Consider the following 14,764-nt stretch of genomic DNA (forward strand, 5'->3'; position numbering starts at 1 on the left):
GTACCGTCGTGACTCTGCTGACAGAGCAGGCCCTTGACGAACGTCGCCAGAAAATCCCGCTTGCCCAGGCCAGCCGGCCCGGCAAGCAACAACGCATGCGGAAGCGCATCGCGCTCACGGCGCKCCTGCAGGCGCGCCCAGGCATCGGCATGCCAGGGGCGCAGGCTCACGAAACGACTCCGTCAAGCAAGCCGGAAACACCCTCGATGGCCTGGCCCAGCACGGCGTCCGGCGCGGCACTCGCGTCCAGCACGCGGAAGCGTCGTGGCTCCGCGGCTGCCCGCGCGCGATACGCGTCGCGAATGCGTTCGAAGAAGGAATCACCCTCCCCTTCGATGCGGTCCGCCTCGCCCCGACCGGCGGCGCGAGCACGGCCGGTGCTCACGGGAAGGTCGAGCAGCAACGTGACATCGGGCTTGAGGGCCAGCGCGGCCCAGACTTCGAGCGCCTCGATGCGCTCCACCGGTTGACCGCGACCGCCACCCTGGTAGGCAAAGCTGGCGTCGGTAAACCGATCGCAAAGCACCCAGCGACCGGCGGCCAGCGCCGGCTCGATGACCTGACGGACCAGCTGGGCGCGCGAGGCGAACATCAGCAACAATTCGGCTTCCGCGCAGAGGTCGTTGTTGGCGGCATCCAGCACCACGCCGCGCACCGCCTCCCCCACGGCCGTACCGCCGGGCTCGCGGGTAACGACCAGATCCACGCCCTGCACACGGAGGTACGCTTCGAGCCCACGGAGCAGCGTGCTCTTGCCGGCGCCTTCGCCGCCTTCGAGGGTGATCAGTCGGCCGCGCTTGGGTGTCGTCACTGGCATCGCTTCAATTGGTAGCAGGCAACAGCCCGGTTGTGGTCATCGAGATTGGCCGAGAAGACGTGGCTGCCGTCGCCCTTGGCGACGAAATACAGATCCTTGCCTTCCACCGGATGCAGCGCCGCCTGGATCGCCGCGCGCCCCGGCAGCGCAATCGGGGTCGGCGGCAGGCCGACCCGCGTGTACGTATTGTAGGGGGTGTCCGTCGTGAGGTCGCTTTTGTGGATGTTGCCCACATAGCTGTCGCCCATGCCGTAGATCACCGACGGGTCGGTCTGCAGCAGCATGTGCAGCTGTAGGCGCCGGATGAACACGCCGGCGATGCGCGGGCGCTCTTCCGCCCTGCCCGTCTCCTTTTCCACGATCGAGGCGAGGATGAGCGCCTCGTACGAGGTGGCCAGCGGCAGGTCCGGGGCACGCGCTGCCCAGGCCGTGTCGAGTGTCTTGGTCATCGCCGCATGCGCGCGCTTGAGGATGCTGGAGTCGGTGTCGTTCTTGACGTATGCGTAGGTTTCGGGAAGGAATCTCCCTTCCGGGTGCTCGCCCTCGTTACCCAGCCGCTTCATCAGCTCGTCGTTGTCGACACCCGCCGTGTCGTGCGACAGCGTGTCGGTCGCGGCCAGCGCACGGCGCAGATCGGCGAAGCTCCAGCCATCGACGATGGTGAAATTGCGCTGCATGACCTTGCCGTTGGCCATGTCGCCAATCAGATCCCTTGGTGTCATGCCCGTGCGCAGCAGGTATTCACCCGCGTGCAGACGCCCCGATGCGCGCATTTCGATCGCCAGCACGCGCCAGTACAGCGGCGACGCGCGTGTCGCGCCGCGATCGCGCAGGTCGCGCACGATGTCCTTGAACGAAGCACCGCGTGCCACATCGATGCTCTGTCCGGCCACGGGCACGCTCAGCGGCGTGCGCGCAAAGCGCGACCAGTCGAAAACAAGCCAGCTACCCACGGCGATCGCCGCGACCAGCACCACCAGCAAAATGACACGCCAGAGGGCGATGCCGCGCACTTTCATCAATCGGAATCCTTCGAACGGTTCGGAAGCGGCAGGCCGATCGCGCGCCAGTGGGCCTGCCAATGGCGGGTCACCGGGCCGGGCTGCCAGGTTCGGCCAGCGAAAGCCCGAACGGGAAGAATGCCCCGAACGGCCGACGTGAGGAAGACCTCGTCGGCCTCGACCACCTGTTGCGGCGACACGTGCCCGATGTCCACCTCGCCCGAAGCAAGCACCTCCGCGCGCGCCACGCCCGCGACACCGCAACGATCCACCGGCGGTGTGACAAGGCGCCCGCCTATGACGGCAAACAGGTTAGCTGCCGTTGCGCAGACGACGCGACCCTCCTGGTCGGCCATCAGGCCCTCTTGCCAGCAGGTATCCTCCCACTCCGAGCGGGCGAGCACCTGCTCGAGACGGTTGAGATGCTTCATCCCCGCCAGCAGGGGCTRATCGCCCAGGCGCGTGTCGCACTGGCGCAACGCTATCCCGTGGCGGTACACGTCCGTGGCAAGCAATAGCGGACCGACGCTGATCACGATGGTCGGCTTTGCCTGGCGTGGCCGGGCGTAACCGCGCTCACCCACACCGGCGGTAAACGTGATGCGGGCCACGGCATCCTCCAGCCCATGGGCCAGGTGCTGGACGCCGGCCAGCATAGCGTCGGTATCGGGCGCAGGCATGCCCAGACGCCTCGCCGACGCCCGCAGGCGTTCGACGTGCCGCGGCCACAAAGGCAYGGCACGATCGACCACGCGCAACGTTTCAAACAGGCCGTCGCCGTACATCAGGCCACGATCCGCCGCACCCAGCCGATCGGTCTCGATGAAGTCGACCGACATACGCATGCTCATGCCGCGCCGAAAATACGCAACAGGCCGCGCGCCTTCGCCCGCGTCTCGTCGAGTTCCTTGTCAGGTACCGAATCGGTGACGATGCCGGCACCCGCACGTAGCGACACCGTCGGCCCTTCGACCATCAACGTGCGAATGAGGATATTGAGGTCMATGTCGCCGTTGTCGTCGAGATAGCCGATCGCCCCCGTGTAGGCACCCCGCGGCTCACGTTCGATATCACCGATGATCGCCATGCAGCGCACCTTGGGACAACCGGTGATGGTGCCGCCCGGAAACGTCGCCGCGATCACCTGGCCGGGCGTCACGCCTTCACGTGCCCGGCCGCACACATTGGAAACGATGTGATGCACATGGGCGTAACTCTCCACGACCATGAGCTCATCGACTTTCACGCTGCCGGGCACGCACACGCGACCGAGGTCGTTGCGCTCCAGGTCGATCAACATGACGTGCTCGGCCCGCTCTTTCGGGTGCGTCGTGAGTTCGCGGATACGTGCCGCATCGTCGTCACCAGGGACGCGAGGCCGCGTTCCGGCGATGGGGCGCGTTTGCAGCAGGCCGTCGCGCGATTCGACCAGACGCTCCGGCGACGAGCTCACGATCGCCCATGCCGGTTGCTGGAGCAGCCCCGCGAAGGGTGCGGGATTCGCCGTGCGCAATGCCGCCATCAGGCTCGCCGGGGAAGGCGCTTCGGCAAACCGCGCCGACCAACGCCGCGACAGATTCACCTGGAACACATCGCCCGCACGCAGGTGTTCGTGAATACGCACGACACCTTCGAGAAACCGCGACGGCTCGTCTTCCTCGACGGCAACGGGTGTAGCCAACGCGAGATCGGGAAGTGCCACGTCGAGGTCGGCGGACAGGATGTCCAGCCAGTGCTCGGCGCCGTCCTCGGCAATGAGAATGGTGCGTTGCCCAACGTGATCGACGATCGCCGCCGCGGGGCTACGCAAGGCGAACGCCACCGGTGCGACCCCGCTGGACGGCGGCAGGCGCAGGCTCGGCTCGATCTGCCCGACCAGTTCGTACGCAAGGTAGACGATCCAGCCCCCGTGGAACGGCAAGCCATCGTCGACCCGCGGATGATGGCGCGCGGCCCAGGCGCCATCGAGCGCATCGAGAAACGTGCCGGGAACGATGTCGCCTGCCGCATCACGAACAAGGTCGTCAGCACCGAGCGTCAGCGACGCATCACCGGCGACAAAAAGGATGTCGAAGCGAGACTGCGGCGTTCCGGTGACCGCACTGGCCAGCAGTGCCGGATAGCGTTCCGGATATGACGCGGCCGGCGCGAGGAGATCGCGCCGGCCGGCCAGGGTTCGCGTGACGAAAGCCACGCCGATCAGAGGCGACGGAAGACGAGCGTACCGTTGGTGCCGCCGAAGCCGAACGAATTCGACACGACGACGTTGAGGTCCGCCTTCTCCGCCTTGTTCGGCACGAGATCCATGCCAAGCGCGGCCACTTCCGGATCGACGTCGACGAGATTCATCGTCGGCGGGATGATCCCGTCGCGCAGCGCCATCACCGAGAAGATCGCCTCCACACCGCCGGCAGCGCCGAGCAGGTGGCCGGTGACCGACTTGGTCGAACTGACCGCAAACTTTCCCTTCGCGGTGGCGTGGTCGCCGAACACGTTGCGAATGGCCTTGGCTTCGCCCAGATCGCCCACCGGGGTGGAGGTGCCGTGCGCATTGACGTACTGCACGTCTTCCGGGGTGATGCGCGCGTCGTGCAGGGCATTGCGCATGGCAAGCTCTGCACCGTCACCACTGGGCGAGGTGATGTGATACGCGTCGCCGCTCATACCGAAGCCGACAAGCTCGGCCAGGATGTTGGCGCCACGCGCCTTGGCGAACTCGTACTCCTCGAGCATGAGCATGCCGGCACCGTTGGACAGCAGGAAGCCGTCGCGGCCGGTATCCCACGGACGGCTGGCGTGCGTCGGATCGTCGTTGCGCGTGGACATCGCCTTGGCCRAGCAGAAGCCCGCCATCGCCGTCGTCGTGGTGGCATGCTCCGAGCCGCCGGCGAGCATCGCGTCCGCATCGCCGTACTGGATCAGGCGCATGGCCATGCCGATGTTGTGTGCGGCCGTCGTGCACGCCGAGACCAACGCGATATTCGGGCCTTTCAGGCCGAAGTAGATCGACAGGTTACCGGCGACCATGTTGATGATGGAGCTGGGTACGTAGAACGGCGAGACCTTGCGCGGGCCCTTTTCGTTCAGCTCGATCGCGGTGGCTTCGATCGTGTGCAGGCCGCCGATACCGGCACCCGCGGCCACGCCGATACGCCCGGCATTCTCTTCGGTCACGACCAGACCCGACTGACGGAACGCATGGGCACCGGCGACGATGCCATAGTGGATGAACGGGTCCATCCGCTTGAAGTCTTTCGCAATGGAGCGACGTTCGTCGTCAAGCGCCTTGATCCCCGCCTCGTCGGTGGGAATCGTGACGCCGTCAAAGAAGGCGTCGGCCGCAACGAAGTTGCGGACTTCGCCCGCGATGCGGGTGTTATAGGCGCTGGTGTCGAAATCGGTGACAGGGCCGATGCCGCTGTTACCTTCGACGACGTTCTTCCAGGCGGTGGCGACATCGTTACCGACCGGCGAAAGAATCCCCATGCCGGTAATTACCACACGTCGTTTACTCATGCGTTTGTTCCTTAGCACTTTATCCACGCAACCATACGCGAGCGCAGGTTACGAAAAGCGGAAACGAAAACTGCGCCTTTAGGCGCAGCTTCCGTGTCGCTCGGAGATCGACGGGAGGCAAGCCTCCGATCGACAACCAGTCGATTGATCAAGGGGTCTTGACGTGAGCCTTGATGTAGTCGACCGCCTGCTGGACCGTCGTGATCTTCTCAGCTTCTTCGTCCGGGATCTCGCACTCGAACTCTTCTTCGAGGGCCATCACGAGCTCAACGGTATCCAGCGAATCGGCGCCCAGATCGTCCACGAAAGACGCGTTGGTGGTGACTTCATCTTCCTTGACGCCCAGCTGTTCAACGACGATCTTCTTGACGCGTTCTTCGATGGTGCTCATGTTGCCTTTACCTCCCGAGGGAAAATTCCGGCGGCATTGTAGTGGCTAAGGACTTGGCCCGCCAACACACACTGCCACCACGTGGATGACGCCCGGTTTTTCTTAAGCCGGACGCGAAACGATGATTGTCTCTCAAAAACGGGCCGGTGGCGACTGCCGCCGACCCCGGCCGATCAGGGCGGCCCCATCAGGGCATGTACATGCCGCCGTTCACGTGAAGGGTCTCACCGGTGATGTACTTCGCTGCGGGCGAGGCCAGGAAGGCCACCGCCTCGGCGATATCGTTGGGCTCGCCCAGCTGGCCCAGGGCGATGCCGGACAGGAGCGCGCTGCGCTGCTCCTCCGGAAGCCCACGAGTCATGTCGGTATCGATGAAGCCCGGGGCCACCACGTTCACGGTGATGCCACGCGAGCCAATCTCACGGGCGAGCGATTTGGAGAACGCGATGATGCCGGCCTTGGCCGCTGCGTAGTTGGCCTGGCCCGGATTGCCGGTGACGCCGACCACGGAAGCGATGCTGATGATGCGGCCCTTGCGTGCCTTCATCATGCCGCGCATGACCGCCTTGGACGTGCGGAACACGGAGGTCAGGTTGGTTTCCATGATCGCGCTCCAGTCCTCTTCCTTCATGCGCATGAGGAGCTGGTCGCGCGTGATGCCGGCATTGTTGACCAGGATGGAGACCGCGCCGGTCTCCTTGGCGATACCGTCGATCAGGGCTTCGATCGCCGCCGGATCGGTGACGTTGAGCATGCGGCCGTGGCCACCGTGGGCCGCGAGACGCTCGCCGATCGCCTGGGCGCCGGACTCGGTCGTCGCGGTGCCGAACACCGTCGCACCGAGCGCGGCAAGGCGGTCGGCAATGGCCGCGCCGATGCCGCGACTGGCGCCGGTAACGAGCGCGATTTCGCCCTTGAGGGTCTGGGTCATGGGAATTCCTGTCTTAACGGGGAAGGGTCAGGCCGTGGCGACGGTGAGCGCGGCATCGAGGTCGGCGGGCGTACCGATCGGCTTGGCCTCGACGGACTTGTCGATGCGCTTGATCAGGCCGGAAAGCACCTTGCCCGGACCGCACTCGAGCGCCTGCGTGATGCCATGGGCCGCCAGCGCCTGGACGCACTCGGTCCAGCGCACCGGAAGATAGAGCTGGCGCATCAGGGCACCACGGATGTTCTCAACCGAGGTGTGCACCTGGGCGTCGGCGTTCTGGATGACCGGGATCGACGGCATCGACCAGTCGATGGCGGCCATTCTTTCACCCAGTCGGTCCGCGGCATCGCGCATCAGCATGCAGTGGGAGGGCACGGACACGGCCAGCTTCACGGCCTTCTTCACACCGAGCTCGGCCAGGCGAGCCAGGGCGCGATCGACCGCCTCGGCGTGACCGGCGATCACCAGCTGGCCGGGAGAATTGAAATTGGCGGGAGCGACCACCTGGCCCTGGGCGACTTCCTCGCAGACCTGGGCGATCTGGGCGTCGTCACCGCCCAGAATGGCGGCCATGGCGCCGACGCCGGCCGGCACGGCGGCCTGCATGAGGCGACCACGCTCAGCGACCAGACCCGCCGCATCCTTCAGGGAAAGGGCGCCCGCGGCGACCAGGGCGCTGTACTCGCCCAGGCTGTGCCCGGACAGGTACGCCGGGAGCGCACCGCCCTGCTTCACCCACACGCGCCACACGGCGACGCTGGCGGCCAGCAGGGCCGGCTGCGTGTTCTCGGTGCTGTTAAGGCGATCCTCGGGGCCGTTCTGGCTCAGTTCCCACAGGTCGATACCCGCCCCCTCGGAGGCCTCATCGAAGGCCGCACGGACCTCGGGGTGGGCAGCGGCGAGTTCGGCAAGCATGCCGACGGACTGCGAGCCCTGACCAGGAAAGACAAAGGCGAGCGAGGCGCTGGATGCGGTCATGCGAGAAGTTTCCGGAACGTCAAACCGCGAATGGTGCCAGTAACTTGGGGCAGATTGCACCATTCGCGGGCGTGTGGAGGCCTGGGGGCCAGTCACTCCTGCGTGGCCCGACGCTCTTGCCGGGTAGGAGCCGATTCATCGGCGATCCCGCGAAGCGGGCCAGGATGCCGCGAGCACCCTTCGCCGATGAATCGGCTCCTACCAAGCGAAGGTTGGTCCCTGACGGGGATCAATATCGAAGGAGCGCCGAGGCCCAGGTGAAGCCGCCACCGAAGGCCTCGAGCAGCAGGTTCTGGCCGCGCTTGACCTTGCCCGAACGCACGGCGTAGTCGAGCGCCAGCGGCACCGACCCCGACGACGTATTGGCGTGCTTGTCCACGGTGACGATGACCCGGTCCATCGACATGTTCAGGCGCTTGGCCGTCGCTTCGATGATGCGCAGGTTCGCCTGGTGCGGAATCAGCCAGTCGATCTCTTCTTCCTTCATGCCCGCGTCCGCCAGGGTCTCGCCGACCAGCGAATCCAGTGTCTTGACCGCGACCTTGAACACTTCGCGGCCCAGCATGCTGATCTTCACGCCGTGGTTCGGCGCGTCGGTGAAACCGGCGGACACGCCAACCGGGTTGAACAGCAGGTGTTTGAAACCGCCATCGGCGCGCATGCGGGTGGTGAAGATACCCGGCTCGTCGGAGGCTTCCAGCACGACTGCCCCGGCGCCGTCACCGAACAGCACGCAGGTCTCCCGCTCGGTCCAGTCGACCATGCGGGTGAGGGTTTCGGCACCGATGACCAGGGCCTTCTTCGACTGACCACTACGAACAAACGCATTGGCGATGCCCAGGGCGTACACGAAGCCAGAGCAGGCGGCGTTCACGTCGAAGGCGGCGCAGCCGTTCGCACCCAGGCGATGCTGCACGAGGCAGGCGGTGGACGGAAAAATGAGGTCGGGCGTGGTTGTGCCGAGAATGATGAGGTCGATCTCGGATGCCTTGACGCCCGCTGCCTCGAGGGCGCGCTGGGCTGCGAGGAAGGCAAGGTCGCCCGTGGTCTCGCCGTCGRCCGCGTAGTGGCGCTCGGAAATCCCGGTGCGCGTGCGGATCCACTCGTCGGTGGTGTCGACGATTTTTTCGAGGTCGGCATTGGTCACGACCTTGTCGGGAAGTGCGCTGCCGGTACCGATGATGCGGGCGTATTTCAGAACCGTTCCCCTATTCAGGGCCAAAGGCCATAAACGCAAAACGGCGCGTTACCGCGCCGCCTGCGTTGCGATCATCCCTGCGAAGGGAGATCAGTCTTCGATTTCAACCGCACCGCGGGTTTCGATGACCTTCTTACCGCGGTAGAAGCCATCCTTGGTCACGTGGTGACGCAGGTGTACTTCGCCGCTGGTCGGATCGGTCGACAGCTGAACGGTCGTCAGCGCGTCGTGCGAACGACGCATGCCACGGGTGGAAGGGGTCTTGCGGCTCTTGGCAACTGCCATGACAAATCTCCAGCGAAATTACTTTATGAGTCCGCGGAGTGCCGCGAACGGGTTTTCAGACGGATCCGGCAAGGCTTCTTCTTCCTCGTCGGCACCAACGATGTCATCGGGCAACTCGTAGTCCGGATTGACCGGAACCAGGGGCAGCGCCAACAGCAGTTCATCTTCGATCGTCGCGCGCAGGTCGAGCTTGCCGTCCTGTTCGACGAGGAGTGCCTCGTACCCAGGGGGCAGCGCGGCTTCCTCGATTTCTTCGACAATCAGTCCGAGACGTGTATCGATCTCAACCGGAAGCACGAACGGTTCCAGCGAACGCTGACAGATCACGGTCAACGGTGCCTTCGCACGTACAGCCACATAGGCGATATTGAACTCGTCGCGACCGAAGTCCAGCTCGTAGGTTACGTCGCCTTCGGGCGACGCAATGACTTCTCCGAGGCGGGCAAAAGCCGACACGGGAAGCGAGCCCTGGAACGAACGCCGCGCACGAACTTCGCGCCAAGCGTCCACGGACGATGGCAAGGTCACGGACATAATCGGGAAATGGTAGGCATCAACCTGCCTGAAGTCAACCGGTTAGCGGGTACAAACCGCAAGAGGCCTACTTTTGCGCACGGCGGGGCCTTTCGTGCAGACTCGCAGGTCAGGATGTAGTTTGCCGCAGCACACCCAACAGGGGGAAGAGCTAGCGTGTTTTCTTTTGGTTATTATGCACTTGCGGCCATCATCGTGGCCGCCATCGGGCTATGTGCCTGGGCGGTCGTCCAGCAGCGGACGCGACGGCGACACAGCGCCATGAAGGATCTGCTGGACAACGCCGACCGTCTCGAGGCCGATCTCAAGGACTGCCGCGACCGCCTTCAACGCGCTCACTCGGTTATGTCGGTCAGTCCCGACCTGCCGGCAGCGGGCGAAGTGGAGGCCCAGCAGGCGGTGGATTCCGGCCTGCGCGCCCTACTCCAGCAACGCCTGTGGATCCGCGACCGTGCACCCGGGGCCAGCCAGCGCGAGCTGGATGACGCCGTGGACGGCCTCGTTCGGGCACGCCACCAGCTGGAGCCGCGCCTGCGTGCGCTCGACGACGCGCAGACCGCACTCGACGTGGCAGTACGCGAACATATCCACAAGGAATTCTGAGTGTCCGCGCAACCTGTCGTCATCCTCGCGTCCACCTCAGCCTACCGCGCAAGCTTGCTCCGGCGTCTTCTCGAGGGGTTCGAACAGGCCTCGCCCGGTACCGATGAAGATCCCCTGCCCGGTGAAGCGCCTGCCGCACGCGCTGCACGACTGGCCGAAGCCAAGGCCCGCGCGGTTGCCGCGACACGCACCGGCTGCGTGGTGATCGGCTCGGACCAGGTCGCGGATCTCGACGGCACCGTGCTCGACAAGCCGGGCACGGTGCAGGCCGCGCACAAGCAGCTGTCCGCCAGTTCCGGACGAGAGGTCGTCTTCCATACCGCCGTCTGCGTGATCGACGCGAAGGGCAGGACCTCCCTGCACATCGACGAAACACGGGTGCACTTCCGCCACCTGTCGGCGCAGGACATCGAGCGCTACGTGGAACGCGAACGCCCGCTGGACTGCGCCGGAAGCTTCAAATGCGAAGGGCTGGGCATCGCGCTGTTCGAACGAATCGTCAATGACGACCCGACCGCGCTGATCGGCTTGCCACTGATCGCGACCTGCCGCCTACTGCGCGACGCCGGTGTCGCCCTGCCCTGAGCTACCCCGCACCGGCAGGATGGATGCCCGATATGCGTCGCGCCAGACCACGCAATCGTCGGGACTGTGAAGCGGTCCCGGAACGGCTCGCGCCGTAGCGTCATACACGGCAAAGCGACGGCGACCGTCAAAAAGATCGAGGCGCAGCACAGGCTCGACGATGTCGACACGTGAACAGATCGACGCAAGCCAGTCGCGCCTCTCGCGTTCGCGCAGCGAGGTTTCGTCGACCACCAGCAGGAGGCGTCGGCCGGCGAGTCTCGCCAGGCCAGCCTCGTTACTTCCCCACGCTGCCAGTTGCGCGGCACGCCCATGCTTGGTGTTCAACGGGCTGTCGAGTGAATAAATAGCGCCGGCACCACCGAGCGCAAAACGCAGTTCTGCCGCCAACATGAAATTATCGGCCACGATGAGCGACGAGGGTTCCCTCGCCTGCAGCCCGCGCACCGCGTCGCTGCTTTCACGCCAACCGGTGAAGTTCGAAGGAAAGGCCTTCACCCCGGCGAGTACGCGGGCGCCATTCGGCGACGCCGCCAGGCCGAGATAACCCAGCCCGGCGAGAAGACCGCAGCCGGCGAGTACGAAGGCCGCCATGGCAAATCGGCGCCAGGTGCGCCCGGCACGGGCGAGCAAGGTAGGCAATACAGCGCAGAGGAGAACGAATCCGGGAAGCGGCCAGTGAGCACGGAACCGAACGTCGTCGGCAAACAGGCCAAGCACGAAGTAGAGAACGATGAAGCTTCCGGCAAGGGCGGCAATCACGTCGAACGGTGCTTCGCCTCGCCGACGCCAGGCCTGCCACAAGGCCCACATCAGCACGATCCACGCGAGTGGCGTGCACGCCGCGGCCTGCTCGAGCGGCTGGACCAGTGCGTCCGCGTGGAAGCGCCACGGATTGCGCTCCACGAGCTGGAATGCCAGCCCCGCACCGCGGGCGGCGACGTTATAGATCACGAGGGGAAGCAGGCCGAGTGACGCTAGCGCCATGGCCAGCCAGAGGCCGGGACGCCTCCATTGCATGCGTCCTCGCGGTGTCGCCAACAGGAACAGCAGGCCAGCGAGCATCGGCATCGCGGCGCGGTAGTGAGTCACCCAGGCAATGGCCAGCCCCGCACCGAGCAGGCTCCAATCGCGCAGGCGATTCGCTTCAAGCGCTGCCACCAGACCTTGGGTGGCGAGGACGATGGCGAACGTCAACGGCACGTCGGGCAGCGCCAGGACGCCCATGCTACCTACCAGCGGGAGCAGCAGTGCGAAGGTCGCCGCCCGCCAGCGCGCGGCCTCGCCACTCAGACGCTGCGCGAGGGCGCCGACCTGCCACGGCAACACGGCACCGATGAGCAGGAACGGCAGGCGCATGGTGAAACGTCCATGGCCGAACATCCCTTCGGACAAGCCGATCAACCAGGCCGTCAGCGGCGGCAGGTCGCTGTAGCCCCAGGCCGGGGAGAGGCTTTCCTGCCAGTAGAAGGCCTCGTCACCGAAGGGTGACAAGGTGGCCGCTATGACGACTTTCAGTAATAACGCCGCGAAGAACATGATGAGGAACATGCCTCGCCACGATCGCGTCGCCACCGCTACACTGGAACGCTCAAACATCGACATTGCCAGGCCTGGGGGCACACGCATCGATCATGTCAGCGACGACTCCGCTCAACGATGAAATGCTCCGCCACCGACTGGATGGCGCACTGGCACAGGTCAACAGCGTGCTGCTCGGCAAGCCACGCCAGGTCAAGCTGGCCTTCACCTGCCTGATCGCCGGCGGCCACCTTCTCCTCGAAGACGTACCCGGCGTCGGCAAGACCACCCTGGCGCACGCACTGGCCGCCACGTTCGATCTCGAATTCCAGCGCATCCAGTTCACCAGCGACCTCCTGCCATCGGACATTATCGGGGTCAGCGTCTACGAGCGCGAGACAGGTCAGTTCCGTTTCCATCCGGGCCCCATCTTTACCAGCCTGTTGCTCGCCGACGAGATCAACCGTGCGACGCCGAAATCGCAGAGTGCCCTGCTCGAGGCCATGGCCGAGGGACAGACTACCGTGGACGGCGTCACCCACGAATTGCCCAGGCCGTTCTTCGTGGTCGCCACGCAGAACCCGCTCGACCTGGCCGGCACCTTTCCCTTGCCGGATTCRCAGTTGGATCGCTTCATGTTGCGCCTGAGCCTGGACTATCCCGACCCCGCGGCCGAACGCGCGCTGCTGATCGGCGAAGATCGCCGCGAACTGATGGCTTCGTTGAAGCCACGCCTCGACATCGCGGCGATCAGCCAGTTGCATGCCGCCGCGCAGGCGGTGAAGGTCAGCAGCGCCCTGCTCGACTACCTCCAGGCGCTGCTCACAGCCAGCCGGAAGCACAATGAGGTTCGCGTCGGTCTTTCGCCGCGTGCCGGACTGGCATTGCTCGCCGCGTCGCGTGCCTGGGCGATGATCAGCGGACGCGATTACGTTATCCCCGAAGACGTCCAGACGGTATTCGTGCCTACGGCGGCCCATCGCCTGGTCCCCGGCCGCGGTAGTCACCGAGAGTCGATCGCGCGGGCGATCCTTGCCGAGACCGCGGTGCCCTGATGCCGCCAGCGGGGGAACGGATCGTCGCATGGGCGGAACGGAGGTTGCCTTCACTTACCCGTATGCGCAGGCGCGAGCCCCTGCCGATCCTGCTTCATCGCCGCCGTATCTACATCGTGCCGACCGGCTTCGGCGTGGGTTTCTCCCTGTTGCTGGCCGTGATGCTCATTGGCGCGCTGAACTACGCGAATAACGCCGCCCTCATGCTCACCTGCCTTCTCGGCGCAGCTACCGCCGGTAGCATGCTGGTGGCGTTTCGTACGCTCAACGGCCTGTCCGTCGGAGGATTGCGCGCCGGCACCGCCCGTGCGGGCGAGCTCATCCGCGTCTCGCTCGACATCGCCGCAAGCCAGCGCGAGCGCATGGCCATCCGGCTCGATGTCGCCGACCGTGAGCACGTGGTGGTGGTGATCCCCGGCGCACCGGCGACCATCGAGTTCGCGCTGGCCACCGATTTCCGCGGCTGGCTGTCCCTTCCGCGCATGCGGCTGCATACGCGCTGGCCGCTCGGCATGTTCCGCGCATGGAGCTGGCTCAACCCGGATAACCCCGTCCTGGTCTACCCACGCCCCGAGGCGCTCGGGCCGACACCGTTCGAGCCAGAGGGCGATGCCGACCGCGGTCGCCCTCGCGCCGGCGACGAGTTGGCCTCCCTGCGCGACTACCGTCCCGGCGACCCTCGCCGGCAAATCGCCTGGAAACTGAGTGCGCGCCATCATGGACTGCTGGTGAAAGACCTGGAACAGCCTGCACCGAAGGAAGATTGGCGCCTGGACTGGGACAGCATGCACGGGCTCGATGACGAATCGCGCATTTCCCGCCTCGCCCGCTGGGTCGACGAAGCCAAGGATTCGGGACGACGCTGGAGCCTGCGCCTGCCGGACGGCTATTTCGATATCGCCCAGGGCGACGAGCATTACCACCGCTGCATGACAGCACTGGCCTTACGCCCATGACGCGCTTTCGCCTTTCGCTCAGCCGTGCCCCGGTCGACGAGCCTGTCCTCGCGCAACGCCCTTTCGACCTGCTCTGCCTGACCATGGCCAGCGTGCTCGTGGTGCACGCGCTGCACCTGCCGTGGTGGCTCACCCTCACCCTGGCCCTCGTGCTCACGGCACGCTGGCGCCAGCGCCGCACAGGCGGAAGGAACGCGCCGTTCTGGATCAAGCTACCCTTGATCGGCCTGCTGCTTGCCGTCGTTATCTCTTACTACGGCACCCTGTTCGGTCGCGAACCAGGCAGCGCCTTCGCCGTCGGCCTCCTCGTGCTGAAGATGCTCGAGAGCGAGCACCGTCGCGATGCACGGGTGGCAATCGCCTTCGCCTGCTTCGGCCTGATGAGTGCCTTGC

At 65.5% G+C, this 14,764-nt stretch carries 17 protein-coding genes; 5 read left to right on the forward strand and 12 right to left on the reverse strand.

Translation table 11 applies throughout. The annotated features are described in order from the left end of the window. Positions 1 to 166: 166 nt before the first annotated feature. The 11 genes from tmk to AC1DT2_RS05930 all read right to left on the reverse strand — a co-directional run bounded on the left by tmk (position 167) and on the right by AC1DT2_RS05930 (position 9,651). Complete coding sequence (gene tmk / locus AC1DT2_RS05880; protein WP_477295063.1) at positions 167 to 817, reverse strand: dTMP kinase; 651 nt, start codon at positions 815 to 817, stop codon at positions 167 to 169. After that, positions 808 to 1,836, reverse strand: a complete 1,029-nt coding sequence (gene mltG / locus AC1DT2_RS05885; RefSeq protein WP_063574212.1) for an endolytic transglycosylase MltG — start codon at positions 1,834 to 1,836, stop codon at positions 808 to 810. The genes tmk and mltG overlap by 10 nt, the downstream gene beginning before the upstream one ends. Beyond that, entirely contained in the window at positions 1,836 to 2,663 is an 828-nt protein-coding gene (pabC, locus tag AC1DT2_RS05890) for an aminodeoxychorismate lyase (RefSeq protein ID WP_477295066.1), read from the reverse strand. The genes mltG and pabC overlap by 1 nt, the downstream gene beginning before the upstream one ends. 2 nt (positions 2,664 to 2,665) lie before the next feature. Beyond that, the gene (locus tag AC1DT2_RS05895) at positions 2,666 to 4,012 is read right to left on the reverse strand and encodes an aminodeoxychorismate synthase component I (RefSeq protein WP_477295068.1); all 1,347 of its coding nucleotides are present in this window, start codon (positions 4,010 to 4,012) and stop codon (positions 2,666 to 2,668) included. 5 nt (positions 4,013 to 4,017) lie between these two features. After that, positions 4,018 to 5,334: a beta-ketoacyl-ACP synthase II gene (fabF, locus tag AC1DT2_RS05900; RefSeq protein ID WP_477295070.1), complete on the reverse strand. Its 1,317-nt coding sequence runs from the start codon at positions 5,332 to 5,334 to the stop codon at positions 4,018 to 4,020. A 148-nt stretch (positions 5,335 to 5,482) separates the two neighbouring features. After that, positions 5,483 to 5,725 (reverse strand): acyl carrier protein, encoded by a 243-nt coding sequence (acpP, locus tag AC1DT2_RS05905; protein WP_213948285.1) that lies wholly within the window; start codon positions 5,723 to 5,725, stop codon positions 5,483 to 5,485. Between the two features lie 187 nt (positions 5,726 to 5,912). Continuing rightward, entirely contained in the window at positions 5,913 to 6,656 is a 744-nt protein-coding gene (gene fabG / locus AC1DT2_RS05910; protein ID WP_477295072.1) for a 3-oxoacyl-ACP reductase FabG, read from the reverse strand. 27 nt (positions 6,657 to 6,683) lie between these two features. Further along, positions 6,684 to 7,634 carry an ACP S-malonyltransferase gene (gene fabD, locus AC1DT2_RS05915; protein WP_477295074.1) on the reverse strand — a complete coding sequence of 317 codons (951 nt, stop codon included), beginning with the start codon at positions 7,632 to 7,634 and terminating at the stop codon, positions 6,684 to 6,686. A gap of 229 nt (positions 7,635 to 7,863) precedes the next feature. Further along, positions 7,864 to 8,832, reverse strand: coding sequence for a beta-ketoacyl-ACP synthase III (locus AC1DT2_RS05920; RefSeq protein ID WP_477295089.1), 969 nt, complete (start codon positions 8,830 to 8,832; stop codon positions 7,864 to 7,866). Positions 8,833 to 8,922: 90 nt separating this feature from the next. Next, entirely contained in the window at positions 8,923 to 9,117 is a 195-nt protein-coding gene (gene rpmF, locus AC1DT2_RS05925) for a 50S ribosomal protein L32 (protein ID WP_046968738.1), read from the reverse strand. Between the two features lie 18 nt (positions 9,118 to 9,135). After that, positions 9,136 to 9,651: a YceD family protein gene (locus tag AC1DT2_RS05930; protein ID WP_063574027.1), complete on the reverse strand. Its 516-nt coding sequence runs from the start codon at positions 9,649 to 9,651 to the stop codon at positions 9,136 to 9,138. Positions 9,652 to 9,912: 261 nt separating this feature from the next. Between AC1DT2_RS05930 and AC1DT2_RS05935 the strand changes: the two genes are divergently transcribed. Together AC1DT2_RS05935 and AC1DT2_RS05940 are read left to right on the forward strand one after the other, a co-directional pair. Further along, positions 9,913 to 10,254, forward strand: coding sequence for a hypothetical protein (locus AC1DT2_RS05935; protein WP_477295077.1), 342 nt, complete (start codon positions 9,913 to 9,915; stop codon positions 10,252 to 10,254). After that, positions 10,255 to 10,839 (forward strand): Maf family protein, encoded by a 585-nt coding sequence (locus tag AC1DT2_RS05940; protein ID WP_477295079.1) that lies wholly within the window; start codon positions 10,255 to 10,257, stop codon positions 10,837 to 10,839. Here AC1DT2_RS05940 and AC1DT2_RS05945 read toward each other — a convergent pair. Then, the gene (locus AC1DT2_RS05945) at positions 10,807 to 12,390 is read right to left on the reverse strand and encodes an ArnT family glycosyltransferase (RefSeq protein WP_477295081.1); all 1,584 of its coding nucleotides are present in this window, start codon (positions 12,388 to 12,390) and stop codon (positions 10,807 to 10,809) included. The genes AC1DT2_RS05940 and AC1DT2_RS05945 overlap by 33 nt on opposite strands. An 83-nt stretch (positions 12,391 to 12,473) precedes the next feature. Here AC1DT2_RS05945 and AC1DT2_RS05950 point away from each other — a divergent pair, with 83 nt between their 5' ends. The 3 genes from AC1DT2_RS05950 to AC1DT2_RS05960 form a co-directional block, all read left to right on the forward strand. Continuing rightward, positions 12,474 to 13,415: an AAA family ATPase gene (locus AC1DT2_RS05950; protein WP_477295083.1), complete on the forward strand. Its 942-nt coding sequence runs from the start codon at positions 12,474 to 12,476 to the stop codon at positions 13,413 to 13,415. 44 nt (positions 13,416 to 13,459) lie between these two features. Beyond that, complete coding sequence (locus tag AC1DT2_RS05955) at positions 13,460 to 14,371, forward strand: DUF58 domain-containing protein (RefSeq protein ID WP_477295085.1); 912 nt, start codon at positions 13,460 to 13,462, stop codon at positions 14,369 to 14,371. Beyond that, positions 14,368 to 14,764, forward strand: a 397-nt coding sequence (locus AC1DT2_RS05960; protein ID WP_477295087.1) for a TgpA N-terminal domain-containing protein, incomplete at its 3' end; no start/stop codon positions are given. The genes AC1DT2_RS05955 and AC1DT2_RS05960, both read left to right, overlap by 4 nt.

This window comes from Luteibacter sp. P4_E6 (genome assembly GCF_056401535.1).